Below are 24,157 nucleotides of genomic sequence, written 5' to 3'. Positions count from 1 at the left end.
CCTCCTTACTCTTTCGCTTCCAGGTCTTCCCGGTGACCCTCCACGTTGTGGACGTGGACGTGCTCACCGGCCTTGATGTCGCTGGAGGCGACGCCGATATGCTCGCCGTACTTCACCACAGGCTCGCCCTTGGCGATGTCCCGGGTGGCCAGCTTGTGGTAGATGGTGATGTCCTCCAGGGCGGGCAGGCTGACTTCTCTGCCCTCGCAGACATAGACGGCATTGTCGCCCTTGGCGATGGGCTCAATGGCGACAGCCACATTGTCTTTCGCGTCGATGATCATTGCATTGCGCATGGCTGATTACTCCTTTTCAGGGTCCGCAGACCGATTTATATCAGCAGTTCTCTTACAGGGGGATGACCAGGGCACCGATCAGGGCCAGCACGAAGATGCACACGGAGGAGATGAAGGAGCCCAGGGTGTAGGTCTTCAGGCCGCCGGTGACCGTCAGGCCGGACATGTTGGTGGCGACCCAGAAGCCGGAGTCGTTGACGTGGCCGATGGAGTTGCCGCCGGACAGGCAGGCCAGAGCCAGCCACACGGGATGGCAGCCGATGGCGGGCGCCACGGTGGCCATGATGGTCATGGAGGTCATGCCGGCCACGGTGCCGGAGCCCTGGGCCACGCGGAAGATCATGCCGATCAGATAGCACAGGAACATGGCGGGCACTACGGAGCTGGCGCCGGTGCTCAGCAGGGAGACGATGGAGTTGCCGATGCCGGTGGCGGCGATGACGGAGGAGAAGCTGCCGCCAGCACCAGTGATCAGCAGCACCACGCCGGCGCTCTTCAGGGCCTCGCCGGCGGACTTCTCAAAGTTCTCGCGGCCGATATACTTCAGGCTAACCAGGTAAGCGCCCAGGGTGCCCAGCAGCATGGCGATGACCTTCTCGCCCAGGAACTTGCAGATCACGGGGGACTCGTCGAACAGGGCGTTGCCCACGGTGCCGGCCAGGATGCAGACGATGGGGATGATGATGGGCAGCAGGCTCATGGCGAAGGAGGGACGGGGACGGTTGGAGTCAGCGTCGCGCTTGGCGGACTCCAGCAGCTCGGTGACCACGTTGGAGCTGTGGTTCACGTCCTTCTCCTCGTTCCAGATGCCCTTGTCGTGGATCTTGATGAACACAAAGTCGCTGACCAGCACGGTGATGAGGCCCACCACCAGGCCGACGCCCATCATGATGCCCAGATCGAAGCCGAAGATGTCAGCGGCAGCCAGGGGGTTGGGGGTGGGAGGTACCACGCAGTGAGCGGTGGTGGCACCGATGGTCAGGCAGCCGGTGACGTAGCACATCTTCTTGCTGATCTTGGCGGCGATGGTGATGCCGATGGGGATCAGGATGACGAAGGTGACGTCGAAGAACACGGGGATGGACAGCACGAAGCCGGCCAGGGAGATGGCCCACATGGCCCGCTTCTCGGGGAAGGCGGAGACGATCTTGTCGGCGATGACGCTGGCGGCGCCGCTGTCATTGAGCAGCTGGCCCAGAATGACGCCGAAGCCGATGGGCAGGCCGATGCCGGTCATCATGTTGCCGAAGCCGGAGGAGATGGTGGACACCGTGTCCATCACGCCCAGGCCGCCCATGATACCCATGTACAGGCAGGCGATGACCATGCCGATGGAGGCGTTGAGCTTCAGGACGATGATGCACACCAGGATGATGGCGATCGCGATCACCAAATGCAAAATAAGCAGTGCGGGAGATACCATAATTTCTTTTTCCTTTCTCTTTTACGCAGAACCAGAAATTGCTGGACCGCTGAATTATTCAAACACCGGGGGAAATAGATGACAGGATCCCGGATGTTCTCAGAACAGATTGCCGTTCTCGTCGAAGGGCAGGTCGTAGGGCTCGGTGAGGATCTCGAAGTTGGGGTTGTTCTGCACCAGGGGCAGCATCCCCTCGGAGATCTCAATGACGCCGATGTGGGCGGTGTTGGGAATACGGATCATCTTCATGTTGTCGTGATCCTCGGCCTCGGGGCAGCACATGAGGGCCAGCTGCAGGGCCTCCCGGTCATTGTCCATGATCATGGGGATCTTCATCAGGTGCAGGAAGGTGTTGGTGACGCCGGTGGGATAGGTCATCTCCAGCTTCATGCGGTTCACCAGACGTCGGGTAGTGACCTCCGCCAGGCCGATGCCCTGGGCGTTGCCGTGGGTCTCATCGGTGATGTCCAAGACGACACACTTTTCCGCCTGAATACCGCCGGTGCAGTACTGAGGCAGCACAAAGCGGCCGGACACGTTGGGGTCCATACCGTCGCCGGAGATGTTTTTGCCGATCTTGTCCACCACCAGCACGTCGCACTTGTCAAACAGCAGGTGGGCGATGGTCTTGTAGGAGATCTCCTTCAGCTTGGGCTCATCGGTGATGATCTCCTCGGGGCTCAGGCCCTTGATGAGGTAGGTGTCGTCGTAGGCGTTCTCAATGATGGCGATGCCGCCCAGAACGGGAGCGTTCTCCAGAATGGTCCGGCCATACTCCTCCACCAGCTCGTGCATGATGGCGGGGCTCTGGTGGTGGATGCTCTCGGCGCCCTTCTGCTTACCCAGGCCGATGGCCATCATCTTCATCAGGCCGCTCTCGTAGGGGCCCCGGAAGGAGGTGTGGGGCTTGATGCGGTTGAAGAGGATGATGCCGTCCGCCTCGGAGGCGTTCTTGTCAATGAACACCGGCTGGTGGCGGACGCCGGAGATGCCGATCTGGACGGTCTCCATGGAGCTCTTGACGGGGCAGCCCATGGCCTCCTCGGTGATGCCGTAGTCCTTCAGGATCTGGGTCTGGCCCTCGGCGGTGGCACCGCCGTGGCTGCCCATGGCGGCCACGATGTAGGGCTCGGCGCCCTTGGACTTGACGAAGTCCACGATGGTCCGGGCCATCAGGGCGTTGTGGTTGATGCCGCGGCTGCCGCAGGTGATGGCGATTTTCTGGCCGGGCTGGATCTTGCCGCCGATCTCGGGGCGGTCCAGCTCCCGGATGATGACGCCGGGGATGTCGCTCTCGGGGATGCAGGTTTTGTCAAAGTTCTGGCGGACCTTGACCATGCGGGGAATGGGGGTGTCTTTGATGAGGTTGGTAATGGTCTCCATATCTCTTTCCTCCTGTATGGCCGCTGTCTCTCTGAAACGGCGGCCAAAATTAAACTATTGTTCAACTGAACGGGCAGCTTTTGCCCGGAAAGTATCAGCAGTTATACAAGTTCTTGATCTGGATGCCTGTGTCGTAATACGAGGTCTCTACGGGACGGTCCTGAAACAGGGCATCTGTCAGAAGCTGAATGGAGTGGTAGCCCTGCAAGTACGGCCCCTGGTCGATGAGGAACTGTACGGTGCCCTTTTTCATAAAGGCCATGTTGGAGTCGGTAACGTCGAAGCCCACAACTTTGACTATTCCGGAGAGTCCGGCGTCATCCACCGCCTGGGCGGCGCCGCTCAGGCCTGCACCGCTGACGAAAATTCCCGTCAGTTCCGGATGCTCCGTCAGCTTTTCCCGCGTCAGCCGGTAAACGATATCGTGGTCACCTCTGCCGTAGATCACATGGGACACATCCATCTCCCCGCTGGACGCGTTTTGAAAATGACCGGTGAAGCCCCGGATGCGCTCCTCGCTGGAGTTGTGGAGCGGGTCAACGCCCACGATCAGGGTACAGCCCTGTTTCGGTGAGATCTGTTGCATCAAAAAGGCGGCGCAGGCACCGCTTTTATAGGAATCCTGGCCTACAAAGCAGTCCCGCAAATCACTTTCGATGTCTTGGTTATATGTGATAATGGGGAGATGTTCCTCCGAGAGCGCCCGAAGACGGCCATTGACTGCCTCCGACGCAATGCCGCGCAGCACCAGTCCCTGCACGCCACTGTCCAGCAGCCGGTCCAGAGCTGCCAGATAGGCGTCAGGATCACCCGGCGGGGCAAACTCCGTCACGGTCTCCAACCCGTGCTGCTTGGCATAGGCAATGCCGCTGCTGATGCCCTGCATGACCTGCACCTGAAAATCCGGCTCACGGAAGGAGACCAGAACGCCGATCTTGTTCTTTTTCCGGGCAAAATAGAAGGCCCGGCCCAGGGCGTTGGGCTGGAAGTTCATCTCCTCCATGACGGCCCGGACCTTTTCCGCCGTCTCCGGTTTAACCTGTCCCCGGTTGTGGAGGACCCGGTCCACGGTTCCTCGGGATACACCGGCCTTTTCGGCAATGGTCTCAATAGTTGTCATGACTCGTTTCCTCCCTTCGTTAACTTGGTTTGAAGTCCGGACACTTGTACATGCACAGCACGCGCATCATGCCGTGAACGTGCACGAAACTGATGTAAAAAGAAAAGCGAAACATTTTCGCCCGGAAATATACCTTGTTAAATTCAGTATAATTTCTGTTGGAGCAGTTTTCAACTGTCATATATGACGAAAAATGAGTCGGTTTTTGTGCTATTGTTAAAGATGTATCAAATTCCAGAGCACGCCTGCCCATTTATGACAGCACGCTCCGGGGGAAAGCCCGGAGCGTGCTGTGTATTCAGGAAAACAGGCCACTGATCAGCAGACAGATCTGGGGAAAAATGGCCGTGGCGATGATCAGCCGGTAGATCTGCACCAGGATGAGCCGGGGGCTGCTGACGCCGATATCGGCGGAGATCAGCGCCATGTCCGATGCGCCGGCGGGAGTCAGCATCAGCATCCCTTCCCGCAGGGGGACGCCGAACAGCCGCTCCATCCACTTGCCAAATACAGCCGCGTTGGCCAGCAGCACGACGGTGGTGATGAGAATGGCCCACAGGACGGTCAGGATACTGCCGAAGCGGGAGGGGTCCAGCAGGCAGCCGATATATGCGCCGGAGAGGACCTGGGCCACACGGCGCAGCCAGTGGGGAAAACGAATGGGAAAACCACTGATGTTCAGCAGAAATGTGCTCAGGAGGGAACAGAGCACAGGAGCTGCCGGAATATGCAGCAGACTGCCGCCCCAGGCACACAAAGCGGCGATAGCCAGGGCCGCCAGCAGGCGGAGCGCATTGCGCCGTGGGTCCGGCCTTTCGCCGGCGGGGTCCTGTTCCGTCGAGGCTGTTTCCGGCATGGGAGGTGTAAAGCGCTCTACCACCAGGGGGAAAACCATCAGTCCTACGATCAGACGGCAGAAATGAACCAGCAAGACCTTGGAGGGGTCGGCGCCGAAATCCGAGGCGATCAGCGTGGTCTCCGCAATGCCGCCGGGTATGGCGCAGACCAGGCAGGTCAGCAGATCAGAATATCCGACCAGACACAGCAGGAAACCGATGGCCAGATTCACTACCAGCAGGGAGCAGGTGATCATCAGTACCGGCTTCCAGAAGGTCCGCAGCTGGCGGAAATCCTCCCGCCTGGCGGAGCATCCGATGAAGGTGCCCGCAATTACCTGGGCCATGTTTTTGGCCGCGTTGGGGATGCTGTCTGCGTGGAATACGGCAGTCAGCACTGCCGAGGCGATGACCGCACCGATCAGCATGCCGGCGGGGACGTGTTTCCGGTAAAGGAGATATCCGACAGTGGTGCTCAAAGCCAGTGTCAGCACGGTTTGTATCATAGAGGTCCTCCCTATACGGCTCAAAGAAGCCGACGGATCAATCCTGGTCCTTCTTCTGGGCGACAGCTTCCTGACGCTTGCTCATTCGCCACAGCGTCGTGCGGCTGACACCCAGCTCCCGGGCCAGATCTTTTTTCTTTTTTGCCGGAGGAGGCACAAGGGTTGCTGCAGGCTTGTGCTGCAGTGCGGGAGAGGGCTGGGCGCTGCCGGAAAACACATGCAGCTCGTTCAGTGTTTCCACATCCACATCCGAAGAGTCGTTTAACACCACCAGCCGTTCGCAAATGTTGCGCAGCTCCCGCACATTGCCAGGCCAGGCATAGAGGCGCAGAATATCCTGCGCCTCGGCGGACAGCTTCGGCACCTTTTTGCCCTGCTCAGCGGCCAGAATCCGCAGCTGGCCCTCCATCAGGGGGATCACGTCGTCCGGACGCTCCCGCAGCGGGGGAATATAGATCTCTAGAGCGTTCAGCCGGTACAGCAGGTCGCTGCGGAAGCGGCCCTGGGCGATCTGCTCCTGAATGTTCACGTTGGTGGCGGCGATGACCCGCACGTCAATGGGGATCGTGGCGGCGCTGCCGATCCGGCGGATCTCCTTCTCCTGCAGGACCCGCAGCAGCTTGGCCTGCAGTGCCACAGGGATCTCGCCGATCTCGTCCAGAAAAATGGTGCCGTGATGGGCTAGTTCAAAAAGGCCTGCCTTTCCCTCCCGGGACGCACCGGAGAAGGAGCCGGGTTCATAGCCGAACAGCTCGCTTTCCAGCAGGTTTTCCGGCAGCGTGGCGCAGTTGATGGCCACAAAGGGCTGATTCATGCGGCCGCTGGCAGCGTGGATGCTGTGGGCAAACAGTTCCTTGCCGGTGCCGGTCTCGCCGGTGATCAGCACGTTGGAGTGGGCCTGGCTGAATTTCTTGGCGATCTCCACCTTTTTCTGCATCTCCGGATTCACCGCAATGATATCCCGGAAGGTGTACTTGACGGAGGAGCTCTTTCGCACCAGGCTCTTCCGAAGCTGGCGCTCCTCCTGCAGGATCTTGCTGGCGGAACTGGTGGTGATCAGCGTGCCGATACCGGAGGCCTCACCGGAGATCAGCTTGTATTTGACGTAGTACTTCTGGCCACCCAGATTGATAATGGTTTCCTCACCGTCCCGGCAAGGTGCCTCCCGGCTGCCGATAAAGGACAACTGGGGATTGATATCCCGGACGGGAAGTCCCTGCCAGTTGTGAAGGAAGGCCAGCTGATACAGCTGGTAGGCCTGACCGTTGGCCTCCAGAACGCGGCCAGTCTCGTCCACGGCCAGCACCGCGTCATCACTGTTGTCCAGGATCATGCGGATGATGTTTGTCTTGGTGCGCTCAGTGTTGATGGTACGGGCGGTGTTCAGGACCTCCTGCATTGCCCGTTCCAGGGTGGCCGGGCGGATATTGATGTAGGTGCAGGGCATGCCCCGCTTCTGGCAGATATCGCTGACGGTACCGCCGCTGACCACGGCGTCTACTCTGTCCCGCTGGCAAGCGTCCACGGCATCGTAGGCACTCTGCTCATCCACCACTTCGTAGAGGCGGATGTCCGCATGGGTGAACTCGCACAGAGCCGCCAGAACGGGCTTCAATTCATCCCGCTTGAGACAGAGGCCGATCTTCTTCGGATGGAAGTCCTCCCGGCAGTGCAGGAGCGCTTCCAGAATATCGGTGCCGTCAAAGGCCAGGTGGATGACATGCTTGCCGGGGTACTGGGCGCAGACCATGCGGTAGGTGATGCCCCGGGCCAGGACCACGTCGTAGCTGTCCAGATGATTCAGGATCTCCGGACTGCCGAAACGGTGGACCACGTCGATATGGACCTCATCCGTCTGCATGTCCCGGACCAGGCCTTCCACATAGCTCAGCTGGCTGGGCGACGGTACGAATACGATGACGTTGACCATGGCGCTCTCCCTCCTGCAGCTGTCATAAGTATAATTGAGGCGGGCCTGCAAAAGCGACCCGCCTCAATCATACTACAAATTGTAACTCAGCTCAAGTCTTAGCTCAAACCGTTGGCAGCCATGTAGTCAGCCTCATAGGCGGTGACATACTCGGTGGCGGCGACGGTATCCTTGTACTCGTCCAGCAGCTGGTTCTTCTGCAGGTACTCGGTGTGCCAAGCATCGGAAGCGGACACCTTGCCCAGAGCCTCAGACCAGAAGGCCACAGCGGCATCGCTCATGGCGGCGGGAGCGGCAACGCCACGCCACACGGGAACTTCCACATTGTTGTAGCTGCCGATCTCAGACAGGGTGGGGGCGTCGGCCAGGTTGCCGGCATAGCGCTCGTTGGCCAGAGCCAGGACGGCGTTCAGGTCGCCGGACTCCACATACTGGGAAGCGGCGGCGGGCTTGGAGATGACGAAGTCCACGTTGCCGCCCAGAGCAGCGGTGATGGCGTCGGAGGTGGAGTCGTAGGTGATGTAGCCCATCTGCTGCTCGGTCAGACCGACCTCGGCCAGCAGCTTGCCATAGGTGGTGATATCGTCGCCCTTGGAACCGCCGATGACCACGAAGGTGCCGTTCTTGGCAGCCTCAATGGCAGCAGCGAAGTCGTTCTGGTCGCCGCCGGCCTTGGCATAGTCCGTCTTGGCCTCGGAGCCGGGGCAGGAGAACAGCAGCTGCTTGTCCACAGCCATGATGGCCAGGATGCGGAAGTTGGAGGAACGGTTCTTGGTGTTCTTGACCATGGGCATCAGGTCGCCGGAGTTGAAGGTCAGCAGGGTGTAGTCGGCGTCGCCAGCCTTCATGGTAGCCACCTTGTTGCGGCCAACCTCGCCGGAGCCGTCGGTCTCGTTGGAGACAACGATGGTCTGGCCGTTGACCAGATTGTCGTTCTTCATGATGTCGGCGATCTTACGGGAGAAGATGTCGGAGCCGCCGCCGGCGGAAGAGGTGCAGATCCAGGTGATGTTCTTGCTGGGAACGAAAGCAGCGGTCTCGGTGGAAGCGTTGTTGCCAGAGGTGGCGGGCTGCTCGGTCTTCTTGCCGCCGCAGGCAGCCAGAGACAGGGCCATGAGCAGTGCAAGAGTCAGGGCCATCAGTTTCTTCATGATTTTTTTCTCCTTCTTTTCAAATATATTTCCATTTTTATTGGAAAACTGAGGAATGGGGGTCAGGCCTGTGCCTTCTTGGCCTTCATCTTCCGGCGGATGCTCTTGACCACGGGGGTGAGCACCAGCACCAGGAACACGGCCAGCAGCACCAGCTTCAGGGGGGAGTCGACAAAAATCTTCAGACTGCCCTGGGAAGCAATGAAGGCCTTGCGCATGTTTTTCTCCAGCATGGGAGCCAGCACGAAGGCCAGCAGCATGGGAGCGGTGGGGAAGCCGTTCTTATCCAGCAGGTAACCCACGATGCCGGACACGAACATCACGATCACACCGTACATGGAGTTGCTGGTGGAATAGGCGCCCACGATGCATACGCAGGTGATGATGGGAATCATGTACTTAACGGGCACACTGAGGATCTTGATCAGGAAAGGAATGACCAGAATGGCCACCAGCAGGGTGAACACGTTGGCCATGTACATGGAGGAGATCAGACCCCAGCAGAACTCAGGGTTGCTGTCGAACAGCAGGGGGCCGGGATTCAAGCCCCACATCATCAGACCGCCCAGCAGGACGGCGCCGGTGCCGGAGCCGGGGATGCCCAGAGCCAGCAGGGGAGCGAAGGCGCCTGCGGCCGCGGCGTTGTTGGCGGCCTCAGAGGCGGCGATGCCCTCGATAGCGCCGGTGCCCATGGGCTCCTCGCTCTTGAACTTCTTCTGCATGGCGTAGCCCACCATGGAGCCGGTGGTGGCACCGGAACCGGGCAGCACGCCCACGAAGGTGCCCATCACGCCGGAACGGAGGATGGGAGGCAGGATGCGCTTGAAATCGTGACCGGTCAGCATGGACTGGCGGATGGACAGCTTGGTCTTGCTGTCCTCGTTGGCCCGCTTCTTCTCGTCGGCCTCGCGCTCATTGATGAGCTTGATGACCTGGGCAAAGCCCACACAGCCGATAATGAAGGGAGTGAAGGGCACACCGCCCAGCAGATACATGTTGCCGAACTCAAAGCGGGGAGCGCCGGACAGGGTATCCATACCGATGGAGGCCACCAGAATGCCCAGCATGGTGATGACGATGCCCTTGATGGGGTTCTCGCCGATCAGCCAGCTGATGGAGGTCATGGCGATCAGCAGGATCAGGGTCATCTCGGCGTAGCCGAACTTCAGACCCAGGGTGGCCAGACCGGAAGCGGTCAGGGTCAGGATCAGGATGCCGATGGTGCCGCCCAGGAAGCTGGCGATGTTAGCCGCCATCAGAGCCTGGCCGGGACGGCCCTTTTTGGCCATGGGGTAGCCATCTAGGGCGGTGGTAATGGCCGGGGAGTCGCCGGGGATGTTCAGCAGGATGGCGCTGAAGGAGCCGCCGTACATATTGGAATAGTACAGGGCGCCCAGCATGATGATGGCAGTGGTGGGATTGAATTTGTAGGTCAGGGGCAGCAGCAGGGCGCAGCCAGCCAGGGAGCCGATGCCGGGCATGGCGCCCACCACCAGACCCAGAACAGCGCCCAGCAGGCAGGCACCGATGTTCTCAGGAGCGAGGGCTACCTGGAAACCGGCCAGCAGGGACAGAAAGTTTTCCATGTCAGACCCTCCTTAGAAAATCAGATCGCCCAGCAGACCCATGGGGAAGCGGATCTGCAGCCAGGCGGTGAACACACCCAAGATGATGGCGGCCATGATGATCTCAATGACGATGATGACCTTCCAGGGGGCGTGCTCCACGAACTTGAGCCAGAGGAAGATGTAAATGAGGCAGCTGGGCACCAGGCCGATGAGGAAGGTGCACAGGATGATGCCGGCGGCGCCCAGCATCACCATCAGCTCGTTGCGGTTGTACTTGACCTCGTCGCTGTTCTTGTCACGGGCGATCTGGACGAAGCAGGCGATGCTGGAGGCCAGCAGCACCACGGCGATGATGATGGGGAAGAAGCCGGGGGTGGGCTGGGCGTTCCAGAACCCGTAGTTCTTCAGACCCACGACGATGAACACCAGGGACACGATGATCGTGGCCAGGGGGATGACCGTCCGCAGGTTGAAGCCTTTCTTCTTGTTCTCCAAAGTTTTTCCCTCTCTCTTGTTAAAATATATCAGCCATTGGCTTTTTCACGCTTAGCCATCGCCATCTTGGCGGTGGTCCGCACGGCGCGTTCAAAGGAATCGGTGGTCACGCTGGCCTTGCCCACCTTGTCAAAGGCGGTGCCGTGGGCGCAGGTGGCGATGGGATAGGGCTGGCCGCCGGCCACGGTGATGCAGCGCTGGAAGCCCACCAGCTTCAGGGCAATCTGGCCCTGGTCGTGATACATGGTGACCACCACGTCGAAGTCGCCCTTCAGAGCGCTGATGAACAGAGTGTCGGCAGAGTAGGGGCCGGTGACGTTCCAACCGGTCTCCTTGACCACCTTTTCAATAGTGGGCTGGATGATGTCCACTTCCTCGCGGCCGCACAGGCCGAACTCGCCGCAGTGGGGGTTCAGGGCAGCCACGGCGATGCGGGGCTTGTGGCCCAGGCTCTCGCCGGTGATCTCGCCCAGCTCGATGGCCTCCCGCAGGGTGGTCTCATTGATGATGCTGCTGACTTCGCTGATGGGCACATGGCTGGTGGTGCGGACGGTCATCAGATCATCCATCATATTGACCTCGCAGAAAGGCGTGGTCAACTGGAAAGCGTTGGCCAGGTAGGTGTGCTCGCTCTCGTCATGCATACCCGCCATCTTCATGGCGCCCTTGTGGAAGGGGCCGAAGACGAAACCCTCGATCTTACCGGCCTTGCACAGGTCGATAGCGGTGTCCAGCTGGTGCAGGTCACCGGCGCCGCAGTACTGATTGGCCTCACCATAGACCACCTGGGCGGGATCCTGGTCCTTCAGGTCCAGCACGGGATAGCCCTTGGACCAGTCGCACTGGCTCAGATCGTCAATCACATAGTGGGGCACGTCGCCGCCCACGACCTTCAGGCCGTGCTCGAACATCCGCAGGTCGCCGATGATAACGGGACGGCAGTAGTCAGCGTAGTAGTCTTTGACGGCCAGCATGGCCACCAGCTCCGGACCGACGCCGGCGGAGTTGCCCAGGAGAACGCCGAGAATGGGTTTCTCACTCATAAGTAGATACCTCCATATCTGATTTTCAGTGTTTTGCGGAAGTCATTTTCTGCATTTTATTTGCCTAAATATACAAGCAATTATCGTGCCAAAACAACAGTATAAGGCGGGCAGAGCAGGGAAAGGAATTGCTTTTTGTCAGTTCTGCTTAAAAGATAGTGAAAAATTAAGCAAAGTAACAAGAGGAAAACTGACGGTTTAAACGTTTTCTTTTTTCGTTACATGGTTAATTTTGCTGATATGAAACACAAAGTGAAACATAATAAGACCCATGCAACGTTATTGAAACCAATAAATGTTTCGATAACGTTGCATGGGCTTACAATATTTGTAATTCGCAGAACCAAAATAAGGAAAAGCGTGGGGGAAGAGAAGAAACCGGTTGACAGACCGGGAAAAGTACCCTATAATAGCCAACGGAATCGGGAATTCCCGGTTCCAGTCCAATACTGTTTTGAGAATGCACCCAACAAGGGCGCAGGAAGGGGCACACCACCTCGGGTGTGTTGCTTTCTGCGCCCTTTTTGCTGTGCAAAAGGAAACTGGAGGAACGAGACATGAAAAAAATGTACAAAAAACTGAGCCTGCTGCTGGCACTGACCATGCTGGCGGGCGTACTGTCCGCCTGCGGTGCCAAGCAGGAGCCTGCCGCCGACCCGGCTCCGGAGACCGATGGACCCGTGGCGGTGGAGAAGCTGAACATCGCCTTTGCCCCCTATGATGCCTCTGAGGTCATCATGGCCGCCACCGAACCCCTGTGCGGTATGCTGCAGGAGAAACTGCTGGAAAAGGGCTATGATGTGAAGGATATCGAACTCTCCGTGGGCGCCTCCTATGAGGCCGTGGGCGAGGCCCTCTCCGCCGGCAGCGCCGACGTGGGCTTCATCTCCGGCGGCACCTACACCCTGTACAGCGACGACTGCGACGTGCTGCTGAGCGCCCTGCGGTCCGCATACAGCAAGGATTCCGAGAATCCCGCCGACTGGAACGACGGCACCCCCGGCGCATACACCGGCGACAAGGCCACCTATTACCGTTCCATCATCCTGGCCGGCCCCAGCGAGAAGGGCCGGGCCCTGGCCGCCAAGGTCAACGCCGGGGAGGAGCTGACCTGGGAGGAGCTGTCTGACGCCACCTGGACCGTCATGAGTGCCTCCTCTGCCTCCGGCTACATCTATCCCGCCCTGTGGCTCAACGAGCACTACGGCAAGACCATCAGCGACCTGCCCAATGTGATCCAGTCTGATTCCTACAGCACCTCCATGGCCCGGCTGGCTGCCGGACAGGCGGACATCGCCGTGGGCTTCGGCCATCTGCAGTACAAGTACGCCGACCAGTGGACCGGTGAATTCGGCGGCACCGGCTCCGTATGGGAGCAGACCAACGTCCTGGGGGTCACCGAGGGCATTTACAATGATACAGTCAGCGTCAGCAAGGCCTCCAAGGTGATGACCGACGACTTCCGGCAGGCCTTCGGCGAGGCCATGATCGAGATCGGCGAGACGGAAGAGGGCCTGGCCATCATCCAGACCTTTGCCCATACCGGCTATGCCTTTGCTCAGGACAGCGACTACGACGGCGAGCGGGCCGCCCAGGAGCTGCTGAAGTCCCTGAGCTGAACATAACTTTTTGAGAGGTGAATGACGTGCTGGAGATCCGGGACCTGAGAAAAACATACCCTGGTCAGGGCGGCTCTGAGGCCGCACTGGAGGGCGTCAGCTTTTCGGTGGGGGCGGGGCAATTTGTCTCCGTCATCGGCCCCTCCGGCGCGGGAAAATCCACCCTTTTGCGGTGCATCACGGGCCAGCTGACTGCCGACAGCGGCAGGATCCTGCTGGAGGGGACGGATATGGCGGCCCTGCGGGGCCGGAAAAAGCGGCGGCTGCAGCGGAAGATCGGCATGATCTACCAGGACTTCTGCCTGGTGGGCTGCTCCACGGCGGAGGCCAACGTGCTGAACGCCTGCCTGCCGGAGCTGGACCCGCTGTCCGTCCTGCTGGGGCACTTCCCGAAGGAAAAGCGGAAGAGGGCCCGGGAGCTGTTGGCCACGGTGGGCCTGGCAGGGAAAGAACAGCAGCGGGCCGACAGTCTCTCCGGCGGAGAGCGCCAGCGGGTGGCGGTGGCCCGGGCCCTGATGCAGAGCGGTACGCTGCTGCTGGCGGACGAGCCGGTGGCCTCCCTGGACCCAGTGCGGGCGGAGGAGGTGCTGGCTCTGCTGCGGCAGCTGCAGCGTGACCAGGGGCTCAGCGTGCTGATGAACAGCCACAACGTGGACCAGGCCCTGCGGTATTCGGACCGCATCCTGGGCCTCCGGCAGGGCCGGGTGGTCTTCGACGGCCCGCCCGATGCCGTGACCGAGACGGTACTGCGGGACATTTACGGAGGGGAAACGGCCCATGAAGCGGAGTAAACGGCTGCGGCCCCTGCTGCCGGCGGCTGTCGCGGTGCTGTGCGCCTGGTTTTGCGGCTTTTCCCTGACCACCCTGCTGGAGCGGGGCGGGGAGATGGGCCGCATTCTGGGACAGCTGTTCCCGGCGGACCTGGGGTATCTGACCAAGGTGCTGCCGCCCCTGCTGGACACCCTGCGGATGTCCCTGCTGGGGACCTTTGCCGGAGCCCTGATGGCCCTGCCTCTGGCGGGGCTGTGCTCCGGACGGGCCTCCGGCCATCCCCGGGCGGCGGCAGCGCTTCGGGGGCTCATCCACCTGCTGCGGGCCATTCCGGTGCTGGTGCTGGCACTGCTGTGCTCCTTCGTGTGGGGAACCGGCTCTTTCGCCGGGGCCTTCGCCATCGCCCTGTACGCCCTGGGCCTGTTGGCCCGCATGGGCTGGGAGACGGTGGAGCACCAGGACCTGGGGGCCATGGAGGCCCTGTGCGCCGCGGGCTGCGGTCGCGGGCGGGCCTTCTGGCGGGCCTGCCTGCCCCAGGTGCTGCCGGGATATCTCTCGGACGTGCTGTATGTATTGGAGGCCAACGTGCGCCACGCCGCCATTCTGGGCTATGTGGGCGCCGGGGGTCTGGGCATTTTATTAAATGAGAAGATCGCCTGGCGGGAGTGGAGCCGGGTGGGCACCATTCTTCTGCTGCTGTACGGTGTGGTCTTTGCGGTGGAGACCTTCAGCAGCTGGCTGCGGCGTCTGCTGGCGGGAAAGACCCACATCTCCGGCACCGCCCGCCGGGGTCTGTGGTGCCTGGGGGCGGCGGTGGTGCTCTGGAGCGCCGTGACCATCTCGCCTCCCACGGTGACGGCGGGAGGCCTGACGGTGTTCAGTGGCATTCTCACCGGCCTGCTGCACCCGGACTGGTCCCTGCTGTGGAATTTTACGAAGAAAGGCGTGCCCTACCTGTGCCTGGAGACCCTGGCCATGACCGTGGCCGGAACGGCCATGGGCGCCGTGGTGTCCGTGCCGATTGCTCTGTCGGGCAGTCGGAACATTTCCGGTCCCTGGCGGGCGGGGGTATGGAAGCTGCTTCTCCTGGCCCTGCGGACCCTGCCCGCTATCGTCACGGGCCTGCTGTTCATCCGGGTCACGGGACCCGGCTCCTTTGCGGGACTGCTGACCCTGGCAGTCCTGTCGGTCTCCATGTGCTGCAAGCTGTACATCGGCGCTCTGGATGCTATGGACCTGGGGGCTGTCCGGGCCATGGAGACCATGGGCTGCGGCCGTCTGGCGGTGCTGCGCCACGGCGTCTGGCCCCAGGCAAAAGGCCCCATGCTGTCCGCTGCTTTGTACCGCTTTGACGTGAACCTACGGGAGGCGGCGGTGCTGGGACTGGTGGGCGCCGGCGGCCTGGGCACGCCGCTGCTGTTTGCCATGAACGGCTACCTGTGGCCTCAGGCGGCGGCCTACCTGCTGGGTATGCTGGTGCTGGTGCTGATTTCCGGCACCATTGCGGACCGCAGCCGGAGAAGAAAAGTGTAAACGTGTCATAATGAAAAGGAGGGACTGCTTTCGCAGTCCCTCCTTTTTGCCGCCTGCAGGCGGATTTACAGGCAAAAACACTTCTGCACGTTCCGGCGCTGCCTGGAATGAAGAACATTTCATCCGCGGAAGACAGTGAGTGGGACCGGCAGAGACTTTGGCATGACAGCCTGTTTTATGCCTCCAGCGCCCGGATCAGATTGACCATCTCAATGGCGCCCTGGGCGCAGTCCGCACCTTTGTTGCCGGCCTTGGTGCCGGCCCGCTCGATGGCCTGCTCGATGGTGTCGGTGGTCAGGACGCCGAACATGACGGGGATGTCGCTGTTCAGCGCCACGTTGGCAACGCCCTTGGAGACCTCGCTGCACACATAGTCGTAGTGGCTGGTGGAGCCCCGGATGACGGCGCCCAGGGCAATGACGGCGTCGTACTTGCCGCTTTTGGCCATCTTGGAGGCAATGAGGGGGATCTCAAAGGCACCGGGGACCCAGGCCACGGAAATATCGTCCGGCTGGACGCCGTGGCGCAGCAGAACGTCCTCGCAGCCGCCCAGCAGCCTGGAGACGATGAATTCGTTGAACCGGGCGCAGACGATGCCCACCTTGATGCCCTCGGATACCAGTTTGCCTTCGTACAGTTTCATAGTAATTTCCTCCTGTAAATTTAATTGTAGATTCAAATCAGTAGTCCAGCAGATGACCCATCCGCTGCTGCTTGGTCCGCAGATAGAACAGGTCCTCCGCCGTGGCAGCCATCTGAATGGGCACCCGCTCCACGATCTCCAGGCCGAAGTCGGAGAGCTGGTAGACCTTGTCCGGGTTATTGGTCAGCAACCGCATGGTCCGTACCCCCAGGTCCCGGAGGATCTGGGCGCCGGTCCAGTACTCCCGCAGGTCCGGGGCAAAGCCCAGCTGCACATTGGCGTCCACGGTGTCCAGCCCCTGCTCCTGCAGGGCGTAGGCCTTCAGCTTGTTGATGAGGCCGATGCCACGGCCCTCCTGCCGCATATAGAGCAGGATGCCCCGGCCCTCCCGCTCGATCTGCCGCATGGCGGCGGCCAGCTGGTCGCCGCAGTCGCAGCGGCGGGAGCCGAACACATCGCCGGTCAGGCACTCGGAGTGGACCCGGCAGAGGACCTCCCTGCCGTCGCCGATATCACCCTTCACCAGGGCCACATGGTGCTCGCCGGTCAGGTCGTTGACGTAGCCGTAAATCTGGAAATCCCCGAAGCGGATGGGCATTTTGGCGGAAGCCTCCCGCACTACATGCTTGTCGTGGCGGCGGCAGTAGTCCTGCAGCGCCTTGATGGTGATGACCTTCAGGCCCCACTCCCGCGCCTTTTCCAGCAGCTCGGTGGTCCGCATCATGGTGCCGTCATCCCGCATGATCTCGCAGCAGAGACCGCACTGATGAAGGCCCGCCAGACGGCACAGGTCCACCGTGGCCTCGGTGTGTCCGTTCCGGGCCAGCACGCCGCCCCGCCGTGCAATCAGTGGGAACACATGGCCGGGCCGCCGCAGATCCTCGGGACGGGTGGCGGGGTCCACGCACTTGCGGCAGGTGTAGCCCCGCTCCGCGGCGGAGATGCCGGTGGTGGTGTCCGCATGGTCGATGGATACGGTAAAGGCGGTGCAGTGGTTGTCGGTGTTGACCTTCACCATCTGCTCCAGCCCCAGGCGGGCGGCCACTTCCTCACTCATAGGCGTGCAGATGAGACCCTTGGCGTGGGTGGCCATGAAGTTCACGTTTTCCGTGGTGGCGAACTGGGCGGCGCAGATCAGATCCCCCTCGTTTTCCCGGTCCGGGTCGTCGATGGTGACGATGATGCGGCCTGCCCGCAGCTCCTCCAGCGCTTCCTCCACGGTGCAGTAAGTCTGTTCCATATTGCTTCCTCCTTAAAATCCGTTGCTTGCCAGAAATTCCAGGGAGATGCCGCCGGACCTGGTCTGTTCCGTCCGGGGCTGCAGCAGCTTCTCCACATATTTGCCGATGATGTCCGGCTCCAGGTTCACCATATCTCCCGGCCGTTTTTGGCCCAGGATGGTGACCGCAGCGGTATGGGGGATGATAGAAACGGAAAAGCGGTCCGGCTCCACAGACGCCACCGTCAGGCTAATACCATCGATGGTGATGGAGCCCTTCTCCACGACGTACCGCAGCAGGGAAGGAGTCGCCTGCACGGTGTACCAGACGGCGTTGTCGTCCTTCCGCAGGGCGGTAATGGTGCCGGTGCCGTCGATGTGGCCGGAGACGATGTGGCCGCCGAACCGGCCGTCCGCCGCCATGGCCCGCTCCAGATTTACCCGGCTCCCCGGCACCAATGCGCCCAGGGAGGAGCGGTTCAACGTCTCGTGCATCACGTCGGCGGTGAAGCCGCCGCTGTCCTTGCCGGTGGCGGTCAGGCAAACGCCGTTCACCGCCACGCTGTCGCCGATTTTCAAATCAGACAAAACCAATGCCGCACCGATGGACAGCACCGCCGAGTGGGCGCCCCGCCGGATGGAGCGGATGGTGCCCATCTCCTCAACGATTCCCGTGAACATCCGTATCCACCTCGCCTTCCAGTAAAAAGTCCTCTCCGATTTGGGTGACAGTGGTGTTTTTCAGCTTCACCGCCTGAGCAGGAAGCTCCACGCCCAGGCCCGCCACCGGGGATTTGGCGTCCTTGCCGCCGAACAGCTTGGGGGCAATATAGGCCTGGACCCGTTGGACGATGCCGCTCTCCAGCGCCGCCCAGTTCAACGTGCCGCCGCCCTCCAGCAGCACACTGTCAATTTCCGCGGCGCCCAGCCGTTCCATCAGCACGGAGAGGTCCACATGGCCGTCCCGCTCCGGCAGGACGAACACCCGGCAGCCCGCAGCCTCATAGGGCGCCCTTCGGGCTCCGTCGGTGCAGGCCAGGATGGTGGGGACCTCCCGGGCGGTGCGGACGATCTGGCTGTCCAGCGGTGTCCGCAGGTGGGTGTCGCAAATGACCCGGACGGGGTTTCTGCCGCCCTCCATCCGGCAGGTCAGCAGGGGATCGTCCGCCAGAACGGTCCCCACACCCGCCATAACGGCCGCATAGCGGTGGCGGTCCTGATGGACTCTTTCCCGGGCGGATTCCCCGGTGATCCACTGGGAGGCTCCGGTGCGGGTGGCGATCTTGCCGTCCAGGGTCATGGCGTATTTCATCACCACATAGGGCCGCTTGGTGCGGATATAGTGGAAAAAGACATCGTTCAGGGCGTCACATGCTTCCTGTAGGACCCCGGTTTCCACCTCCACGCCGTGGGCGCGGAGAAATGACAGCCCCTTGCCTGCCACCAGGGGGTTGGGGTCCCAGGAGCCCACCACCACACGGGAAATGCCGGCCTCCAGAATGGCCTCCGTGCAGGGCGGCTGCCTGCCGTGGTGGCAGCAAGGCTCCAATGTTACGTACAGAGTGGCCCCTGCCGGGGATTCCGTGCAGGCGGCGAAGGCCTCCCGCTCGGCGTGGAGGCCGCCGCAGCGGTGGTGGTAGCCCTCTCCGATGACGCGCCCGTCCTTGACAATGACGGCGCCTACCATGGGATTGGGATTTGTCCAGCCCCGGCCCCGTTCCGCCAGTTCCAGGGCCAGACGCATATAGTCCAGATCGTTCATGGTGCACCTCCAAAGAAAAAAGTGCCTTGAACAGACCGTTCAAGGCACCGCGATACGGCAAAAAGGCCCACGCCCATGGAAAAATAAAAGCCCCGGAATGAAACACATTCCAGAGCAAAACCATGGGCGCAGGTATAATGACCCCTGCGTTCACACGATCTTCTTTCATCCAGACTGTACTGTCGGCCTCGGAATTTCACCGAATCATGCCTTGCGGCTCGTGGGCTTTACCACCGGTGGGGAATTGCACCCCGCCCTGAAGATCCTGATTCAATTGAGGCAAGTATACGCCGGAGAGGTCTTGCTGCCAACCCCTTTTGTCAACCGGGTATATTTGCCGAAGAAGAAAATGGCAGATCAGATCGTTCGTGAGCGGCCCGGGGCCGCTTGCTTTATAAATGCTCTTGACTCTCTGCACAAATGCTCCTGCAGGTATCCCGCTGGATCAGCTCCGGCGTCAGCAGGAACTGGGTAAACTCCGTTCCGTCGCTCTGCCGGATCAGCTCCGTCAGCAGCCGCACGCTGGCGGCGGCCAGAGCCTCGGTTCGCTGGGAGATGGTGGTCAGCCGGATCTTGGGCAGGGCGGCATAGTCGATATTATCGAAGCCAAGAAGGGAGAGCTGATCCGGAATGGCGATGCCGAGCTCATCGGCTGCCTGCATGATGCCCAGGGCCATCAGGTCCGAGGCGGCGAACACCGCCGTATGGGAGAAGGGCTGCAAAAAGAAGTTCCGGGCCAACTGGTAGCCGCTTTCGGAGGTAGAGTGGTTGGCGGGATTCCAGACGGTATCCACAGTCATATCCAGCTCTGCTGCCGCATCCAGGAAGCCCTGGTGGCGCAGCTGGTGGGTATCGCTGCCCTGACGCACACCCAGATAGGCCACCTTCCGGTGGCCCAGACCGTGGAGATACCGGGCAGCCATCTGGCCACCCACATAATTGTCTGTGCAGACGGAGTTGATACGTTTGGAGGATGCTATGGGGGGGAAGGCGGCACCGATCAGGACCGTGGGCACTGCAGACTGGTAGTGCTCCAGCAGGGGAAGAGCGCTGTTGCTGGCACTGGCCAGCAGGATGCCGTCCACACCCTGGCTGAGGAGAAATTCAAAGAGCTGATCGATGCGGTCCGAACCGGGCTGTCCGCTGCACAGCATGACCTGATAGCCCAACTGGGCGGCGCAGGTCTCAATGTGCAGGGCCAGGGCGGCATGAAAGGGCGCAGAGATGTCCGACAGGATGACGCCGATGACATTGGTGTGGCTGGAGATCAGGCTCCGGGCCAGCAGGTTGGTGCGGTAGCCCTCCTTCCGGCAGAGCTCCAGGATCCGCTCCCGGGTCTCCGGGTTGATCTCCGGGGCATCATTCAGGGCCCGGGAGACGGTGGTCACAGAGACGCCTGCCATCCGGGCAATATCCTTAATGGTCACACGCCGCATGAGCGGACCTCCTTTCACCATATAGATTGGTAACGTTTGCATTGCCGTCGGAACCGACGAAGATACCCACATGTCCAGAATGTGAAGAAATAAAGGGGAATCCTCCAAAAATTCACCGATTTCAAAAGGAAATGCCGTTGAAAAGCGGCTGAAATCGCTTTCGCTGGATTCATTATAACAAAAATGAAGCAAAAGGAACATTATCTATTTTAAACAAAAAAGGAACAGATATATAGTGTCTAATGTGAAAAATGCAATGGAAGCCTTGACAATTCATCCTAAATAATGCTAATGTAAAGCCAGAAAGCCGAAAACGTTTGCATAAATTACTGATTCATATAGCGTTGCTTTCGGTAAAAATCCAGGAAAGAGAGAGGGTGTCTCCACGCAATGAAGCAACAAGAGCAAAACTACTCCAAATCCCGGCGGTTGAAGAACCAAATCAAGGCGGTGGTCACCAATCCGTACAATGTGATCGTGCTGATCGCCATCATCCTGCTGGCCTATCTGATCGTCCTTCCCCTGTTGGACATGCTGGCCACCACTTTCCGGCTTGCCCAGCGTGACCTGCGGGCTGTTCCGGGCGGTGTTGCCGGCGAATTCACCTTCTATTATTGGCAGCGGCTGCTGGCCAGCGACCTGAGCTGGAACCTGCTGGTAAAGCCCCTGCTGAACTCCCTGACCATCGGCTTCGGCGTGTCTGTCTGCGCCATCGCCCTGGGCTCCTGCCTGGCATGGCTCATGGTCCGCAGCGACCTGCCCTTCAAGCCCTTCTTCTCCCTGGCGGTCATCATCCCCTATATGATCCCCTCCTGGGTGAAGTCCCAGGCCTGGCTCTCCATGTTCAAGACACCCCGTGTCGGCGGTGCGCCGGGCTTTGTGGCATCCATGATGATGAACGCAGGCATATCCAATGACGCGATCGAGAGCATCCTTTCTCCCATCGCCTATGGCCGCATCGCCATCATCATCGTGCTGACGCTGCACTATTACGCCTATACATACCTGCTGGTCTCCGCGGCGCTGAACTCCATCAACTCCGAGCTGGAGGAGATGGGCGAGATCCAGGGCGCCAGCAAGACCCTGATCCTGCGGAAGATCACCCTGCCTTTGGTGCTGCCCGCCATGCTGTCCGCCGTCATTCTGACCTTCTCCAAGGCCATCGGCACCTTCGGCACCATCAATTATCTGGGTGCTCCCGTCAGCTTCCGGACCCTGTCCAGTGAGCTGTACTCCAACAGCAAGTCCCAGAACACCCAGACGGCCTTCGCCATGGCCATCCTGATGATCTGCATTGCCTCTTTGTCGGTGTTCATCAACCAGAAGCTCATCGGCACCCGGAAGTCCTATGCCACCGTGGGCGGCAAGGGCGGCCGGTCCACTCCCATCGGTCTGGTCGGCTGGAAGCCCATCATCACTGTGATCCTGTTTATCTTCTTCATCGTCGGCATCATCATGCCGGTGGTCATTCTGATTATCGAGAGCTGCATGCTGAAGGAGGGCACCTACTCCCTGTCTAACTTCACGCTATACTACTGGATCGGTGAGGGTAATCCCGATATCATGGAAGGCGTCCCGGGCATCTTCAAGAACAGCAACTTCAAGCTGTCCCTGTGGAACTCCCTGAAGCTGACCTTCGTCAACGGTGTGTTCGGCACCATCTTCGGTCAGATGCTGGGCTACATCTGCGCCAAGGGCCGCGGCAAACTCCATGGCCGGTTGGTGGAACAGCTGGTGTTCATCCCCTACCTGATCCCCTCTGTGGCCTTCGGCGGCATCTACCTGTCCATGTTCTCCAAGCCCCAGAGCATCTTCGGTGTGGAGCTGATCCCCGCCCTGTACGGCACCTTTGCCCTGCTGACCCTGACCTCCGTGGTCAAGCACCTGCCCTTCGCCTCCCGTGCCGGTACCTCCAACATGATGCAGATCAGCGGTGAGCTGGAGGAGGCTGCCACCATCGAGGGCGCCGGCTTCTTCAAGCGCTTTGTGAAGATCGTGTTCCCCCTGTCCAAGGGTGGCTTCATCTCCGGCTTCATGCTGATCTTCGTCTCCATTATGAAGGAACTGGACCTGATCATTCTGATCATGACCCCCAAGACCTCCACGCTGCCTTACCTGGCGTTCCAGTATCAGAACCAGAACTGCCCCCAGGCATCCAACTGCGTGGCCATCGTGATGTTCTCCATCGTGTTCCTGGTGTACGCGCTGGCTAACATCTTCGGAGACGCCGACCTGGCCAAGAGCATGGCCGGCTGAGAACAGAAAGGAGACGAAAACGAATTATGAGCAAGATCGTACTGACAAATGTCGATAAATTTTACGGCAAGAACCACGTCCTGAAGGACCTGAACCTGACCATCGAGGACGGCGACTTCATGACCCTGCTGGGGCCCTCCGGCTGCGGCAAGACCACCACCCTGCGTGTGGTCTCCGGCCTGGAAAAGCCCCAGAACGGCTTCATTCATATGGACGGCCAGGAAATGGTCAATGCTACCGAGGCCTATTTTGCCCCTCCCAGCAAGCGGAACCTGAACCTGGTGTTCCAGTCCTACGCCCTGTGGCCCCACATGACCGTGTATGAAAACGTGGCCTTCGGCCTGAAGATCCGCAAGGAAGCCAGCGATGTTATTGAGAAGAAGGTGGCCAGCGCTCTGGAGCGGATGCAGATCGGTGAGTATGCCAAGCGCTATCCCACCGAGCTATCCGGCGGTCAGCAGCAGCGTGTTGCCATCGCCCGCGCCATCGTGTCCGAGCCCCGTCTGCTGCTGCTGGACGAGCCCCTGTCCAACCTGGACGCCAAGCTCCGCGTGGATATGCGGGCCGAGCTGAAGCGCCTGCACCACGAAACCGGCACCACCATCATCTACGTGACCCACGACCAGGTGGAGGCCCTGACCATGTCCACCAAGATCGCCCTGTTCCGTAAGGGCGAGCTGGTCCAGGTGGCGCCTCCCCTGGAGCTGTACGACAACCCCTGCAACCTCTATACTGCCGACTTCATCGGTAACCCCAGCATCAACTTTATCAAAGGTACCGCCACGGTGGACGCCGCCGGTATGACCACCGAGAGCTCCGTTGGCCAGGTCGCCTTTGAGCGGGCCGATATGACCCCCGACGCCCCCCAGAGCGGCAAGTTGGACGTGACCCTGGGCATCCGCCCCGAGCAGCTGAGCATCACCCGCACCCCTGACGACCAGCACCGCATCGAGGGCCATGTCTACTCCGGCATGCCCGCCGGTTCCGAGACCCTGGTCACCGTTCGGGTGGGCGGCGACATGCTGACCGTGAAGGAACTGGGCTCCACCCACTACAACAGTGACGAAACCGTCTATCTGGGCTTCAATCCCAAGAAGATCAACGTGTTCGACACCAACACCGAGAACCTCATCAAGTACTGCGTCTGAGATCGTACCCCCTGCGGCG

Annotated in this window: 20 protein-coding genes and 1 riboswitch; of the genes, 5 read left to right on the top strand and 15 right to left on the bottom strand. The window is 60.5% G+C overall.

What is annotated here, in order from left to right; genetic code table 11:
- Positions 1-5: 5 nt before the first annotated feature.
- The 10 genes from JQM66_RS03500 to JQM66_RS03455 all read right to left on the bottom strand — a co-directional run bounded on the left by JQM66_RS03500 (position 6) and on the right by JQM66_RS03455 (position 11,751).
- A complete protein-coding gene (locus JQM66_RS03500) occupies positions 6-296 on the bottom strand; it encodes a UxaA family hydrolase (RefSeq protein WP_235228423.1) in 291 nt (96 codons plus the stop codon).
- A 52-nt stretch (positions 297-348) separates the two neighbouring features.
- Positions 349-1,719: a GntP family permease gene (locus JQM66_RS03495; RefSeq protein ID WP_235228422.1), complete on the bottom strand. Its 1,371-nt coding sequence runs from the start codon at positions 1,717-1,719 to the stop codon at positions 349-351.
- Positions 1,720-1,818: 99 nt separating this feature from the next.
- Positions 1,819-3,102 (bottom strand): nickel pincer cofactor-dependent isomerase, group 22, encoded by a 1,284-nt coding sequence (locus tag JQM66_RS03490; RefSeq protein ID WP_235228421.1) that lies wholly within the window; start codon positions 3,100-3,102, stop codon positions 1,819-1,821.
- A 94-nt stretch (positions 3,103-3,196) separates the two neighbouring features.
- A complete protein-coding gene (locus JQM66_RS03485; protein WP_235228420.1) occupies positions 3,197-4,222 on the bottom strand; it encodes a LacI family DNA-binding transcriptional regulator in 1,026 nt (341 codons plus the stop codon).
- Between the two features lie 298 nt (positions 4,223-4,520).
- Positions 4,521-5,564, bottom strand: coding sequence for an AbrB family transcriptional regulator (locus JQM66_RS03480; RefSeq protein ID WP_235228419.1), 1,044 nt, complete (start codon positions 5,562-5,564; stop codon positions 4,521-4,523).
- A gap of 37 nt (positions 5,565-5,601) precedes the next feature.
- Positions 5,602-7,494, bottom strand: coding sequence for a sigma 54-interacting transcriptional regulator (locus JQM66_RS03475; RefSeq protein ID WP_235228418.1), 1,893 nt, complete (start codon positions 7,492-7,494; stop codon positions 5,602-5,604).
- Positions 7,495-7,592: 98 nt separating this feature from the next.
- Positions 7,593-8,645, bottom strand: coding sequence for a tripartite tricarboxylate transporter substrate-binding protein (locus tag JQM66_RS03470; RefSeq protein ID WP_235228417.1), 1,053 nt, complete (start codon positions 8,643-8,645; stop codon positions 7,593-7,595).
- Positions 8,646-8,707: 62 nt separating this feature from the next.
- Entirely contained in the window at positions 8,708-10,231 is a 1,524-nt protein-coding gene (locus JQM66_RS03465; protein WP_235228416.1) for a tripartite tricarboxylate transporter permease, read from the bottom strand.
- Between the two features lie 12 nt (positions 10,232-10,243).
- On the bottom strand, positions 10,244-10,708 hold the full coding sequence (locus JQM66_RS03460) for a tripartite tricarboxylate transporter TctB family protein (protein ID WP_235228415.1): 465 nt from the start codon (positions 10,706-10,708) through the stop codon (positions 10,244-10,246).
- A gap of 29 nt (positions 10,709-10,737) precedes the next feature.
- Complete coding sequence (locus JQM66_RS03455; protein ID WP_235228414.1) at positions 10,738-11,751, bottom strand: 4-hydroxythreonine-4-phosphate dehydrogenase PdxA; 1,014 nt, start codon at positions 11,749-11,751, stop codon at positions 10,738-10,740.
- A gap of 557 nt (positions 11,752-12,308) precedes the next feature.
- Between JQM66_RS03455 and JQM66_RS03450 the strand changes: the two genes are divergently transcribed.
- The 3 genes from JQM66_RS03450 to JQM66_RS03440 are packed head-to-tail and all read left to right on the top strand — an operon-like array spanning position 12,309 to position 15,674.
- Positions 12,309-13,370, top strand: coding sequence for a phosphate/phosphite/phosphonate ABC transporter substrate-binding protein (locus JQM66_RS03450; RefSeq protein ID WP_235228413.1), 1,062 nt, complete (start codon positions 12,309-12,311; stop codon positions 13,368-13,370).
- Between the two features lie 26 nt (positions 13,371-13,396).
- Positions 13,397-14,161 (top strand): phosphonate ABC transporter ATP-binding protein, encoded by a 765-nt coding sequence (gene phnC, locus JQM66_RS03445; RefSeq protein WP_235228412.1) that lies wholly within the window; start codon positions 13,397-13,399, stop codon positions 14,159-14,161.
- Positions 14,148-15,674: a PhnE/PtxC family ABC transporter permease gene (locus JQM66_RS03440; RefSeq protein WP_235228411.1), complete on the top strand. Its 1,527-nt coding sequence runs from the start codon at positions 14,148-14,150 to the stop codon at positions 15,672-15,674. Before phnC ends, JQM66_RS03440 begins: the two co-directional genes overlap by 14 nt.
- 175 nt (positions 15,675-15,849) lie before the next feature.
- Here JQM66_RS03440 and ribH read toward each other — a convergent pair whose 3' ends face one another.
- The 5 genes from ribH to JQM66_RS03415 form a co-directional block, all read right to left on the bottom strand.
- Entirely contained in the window at positions 15,850-16,317 is a 468-nt protein-coding gene (gene ribH, locus JQM66_RS03435) for a 6,7-dimethyl-8-ribityllumazine synthase (protein ID WP_235228410.1), read from the bottom strand.
- A gap of 37 nt (positions 16,318-16,354) precedes the next feature.
- Complete coding sequence (locus tag JQM66_RS03430; RefSeq protein ID WP_235228409.1) at positions 16,355-17,557, bottom strand: bifunctional 3,4-dihydroxy-2-butanone-4-phosphate synthase/GTP cyclohydrolase II; 1,203 nt, start codon at positions 17,555-17,557, stop codon at positions 16,355-16,357.
- Positions 17,558-17,569: 12 nt separating this feature from the next.
- The gene (locus tag JQM66_RS03425) at positions 17,570-18,217 is read right to left on the bottom strand and encodes a riboflavin synthase (protein WP_235228408.1); all 648 of its coding nucleotides are present in this window, start codon (positions 18,215-18,217) and stop codon (positions 17,570-17,572) included.
- Positions 18,198-19,298, bottom strand: coding sequence for a bifunctional diaminohydroxyphosphoribosylaminopyrimidine deaminase/5-amino-6-(5-phosphoribosylamino)uracil reductase RibD (gene ribD, locus JQM66_RS03420; RefSeq protein ID WP_235228407.1), 1,101 nt, complete (start codon positions 19,296-19,298; stop codon positions 18,198-18,200). Before ribD ends, JQM66_RS03425 begins: the two co-directional genes overlap by 20 nt.
- A 153-nt stretch (positions 19,299-19,451) precedes the next feature.
- A riboswitch (FMN riboswitch) is annotated at positions 19,452-19,566 on the bottom strand.
- A gap of 124 nt (positions 19,567-19,690) precedes the next feature.
- The gene (locus JQM66_RS03415) at positions 19,691-20,734 is read right to left on the bottom strand and encodes a LacI family DNA-binding transcriptional regulator (protein ID WP_235228406.1); all 1,044 of its coding nucleotides are present in this window, start codon (positions 20,732-20,734) and stop codon (positions 19,691-19,693) included.
- A gap of 390 nt (positions 20,735-21,124) precedes the next feature.
- Between JQM66_RS03415 and JQM66_RS03410 the strand changes: the two genes are divergently transcribed.
- Positions 21,125-22,990: an ABC transporter permease gene (locus JQM66_RS03410; protein WP_235228405.1), complete on the top strand. Its 1,866-nt coding sequence runs from the start codon at positions 21,125-21,127 to the stop codon at positions 22,988-22,990.
- A 26-nt stretch (positions 22,991-23,016) separates the two neighbouring features.
- Positions 23,017-24,138, top strand: a complete 1,122-nt coding sequence (locus JQM66_RS03405) for an ABC transporter ATP-binding protein (protein ID WP_235228404.1) — start codon at positions 23,017-23,019, stop codon at positions 24,136-24,138.
- The last annotated feature ends 19 nt before the right edge of the window (positions 24,139-24,157 follow it).

This window comes from Oscillibacter valericigenes (genome assembly GCF_021531915.1).
Lineage (GTDB): Bacteria > Bacillota > Clostridia > Oscillospirales > Oscillospiraceae > Oscillibacter > Oscillibacter valericigenes_A.
This window is presented reverse-complemented; position numbering and strand designations above follow the sequence as displayed.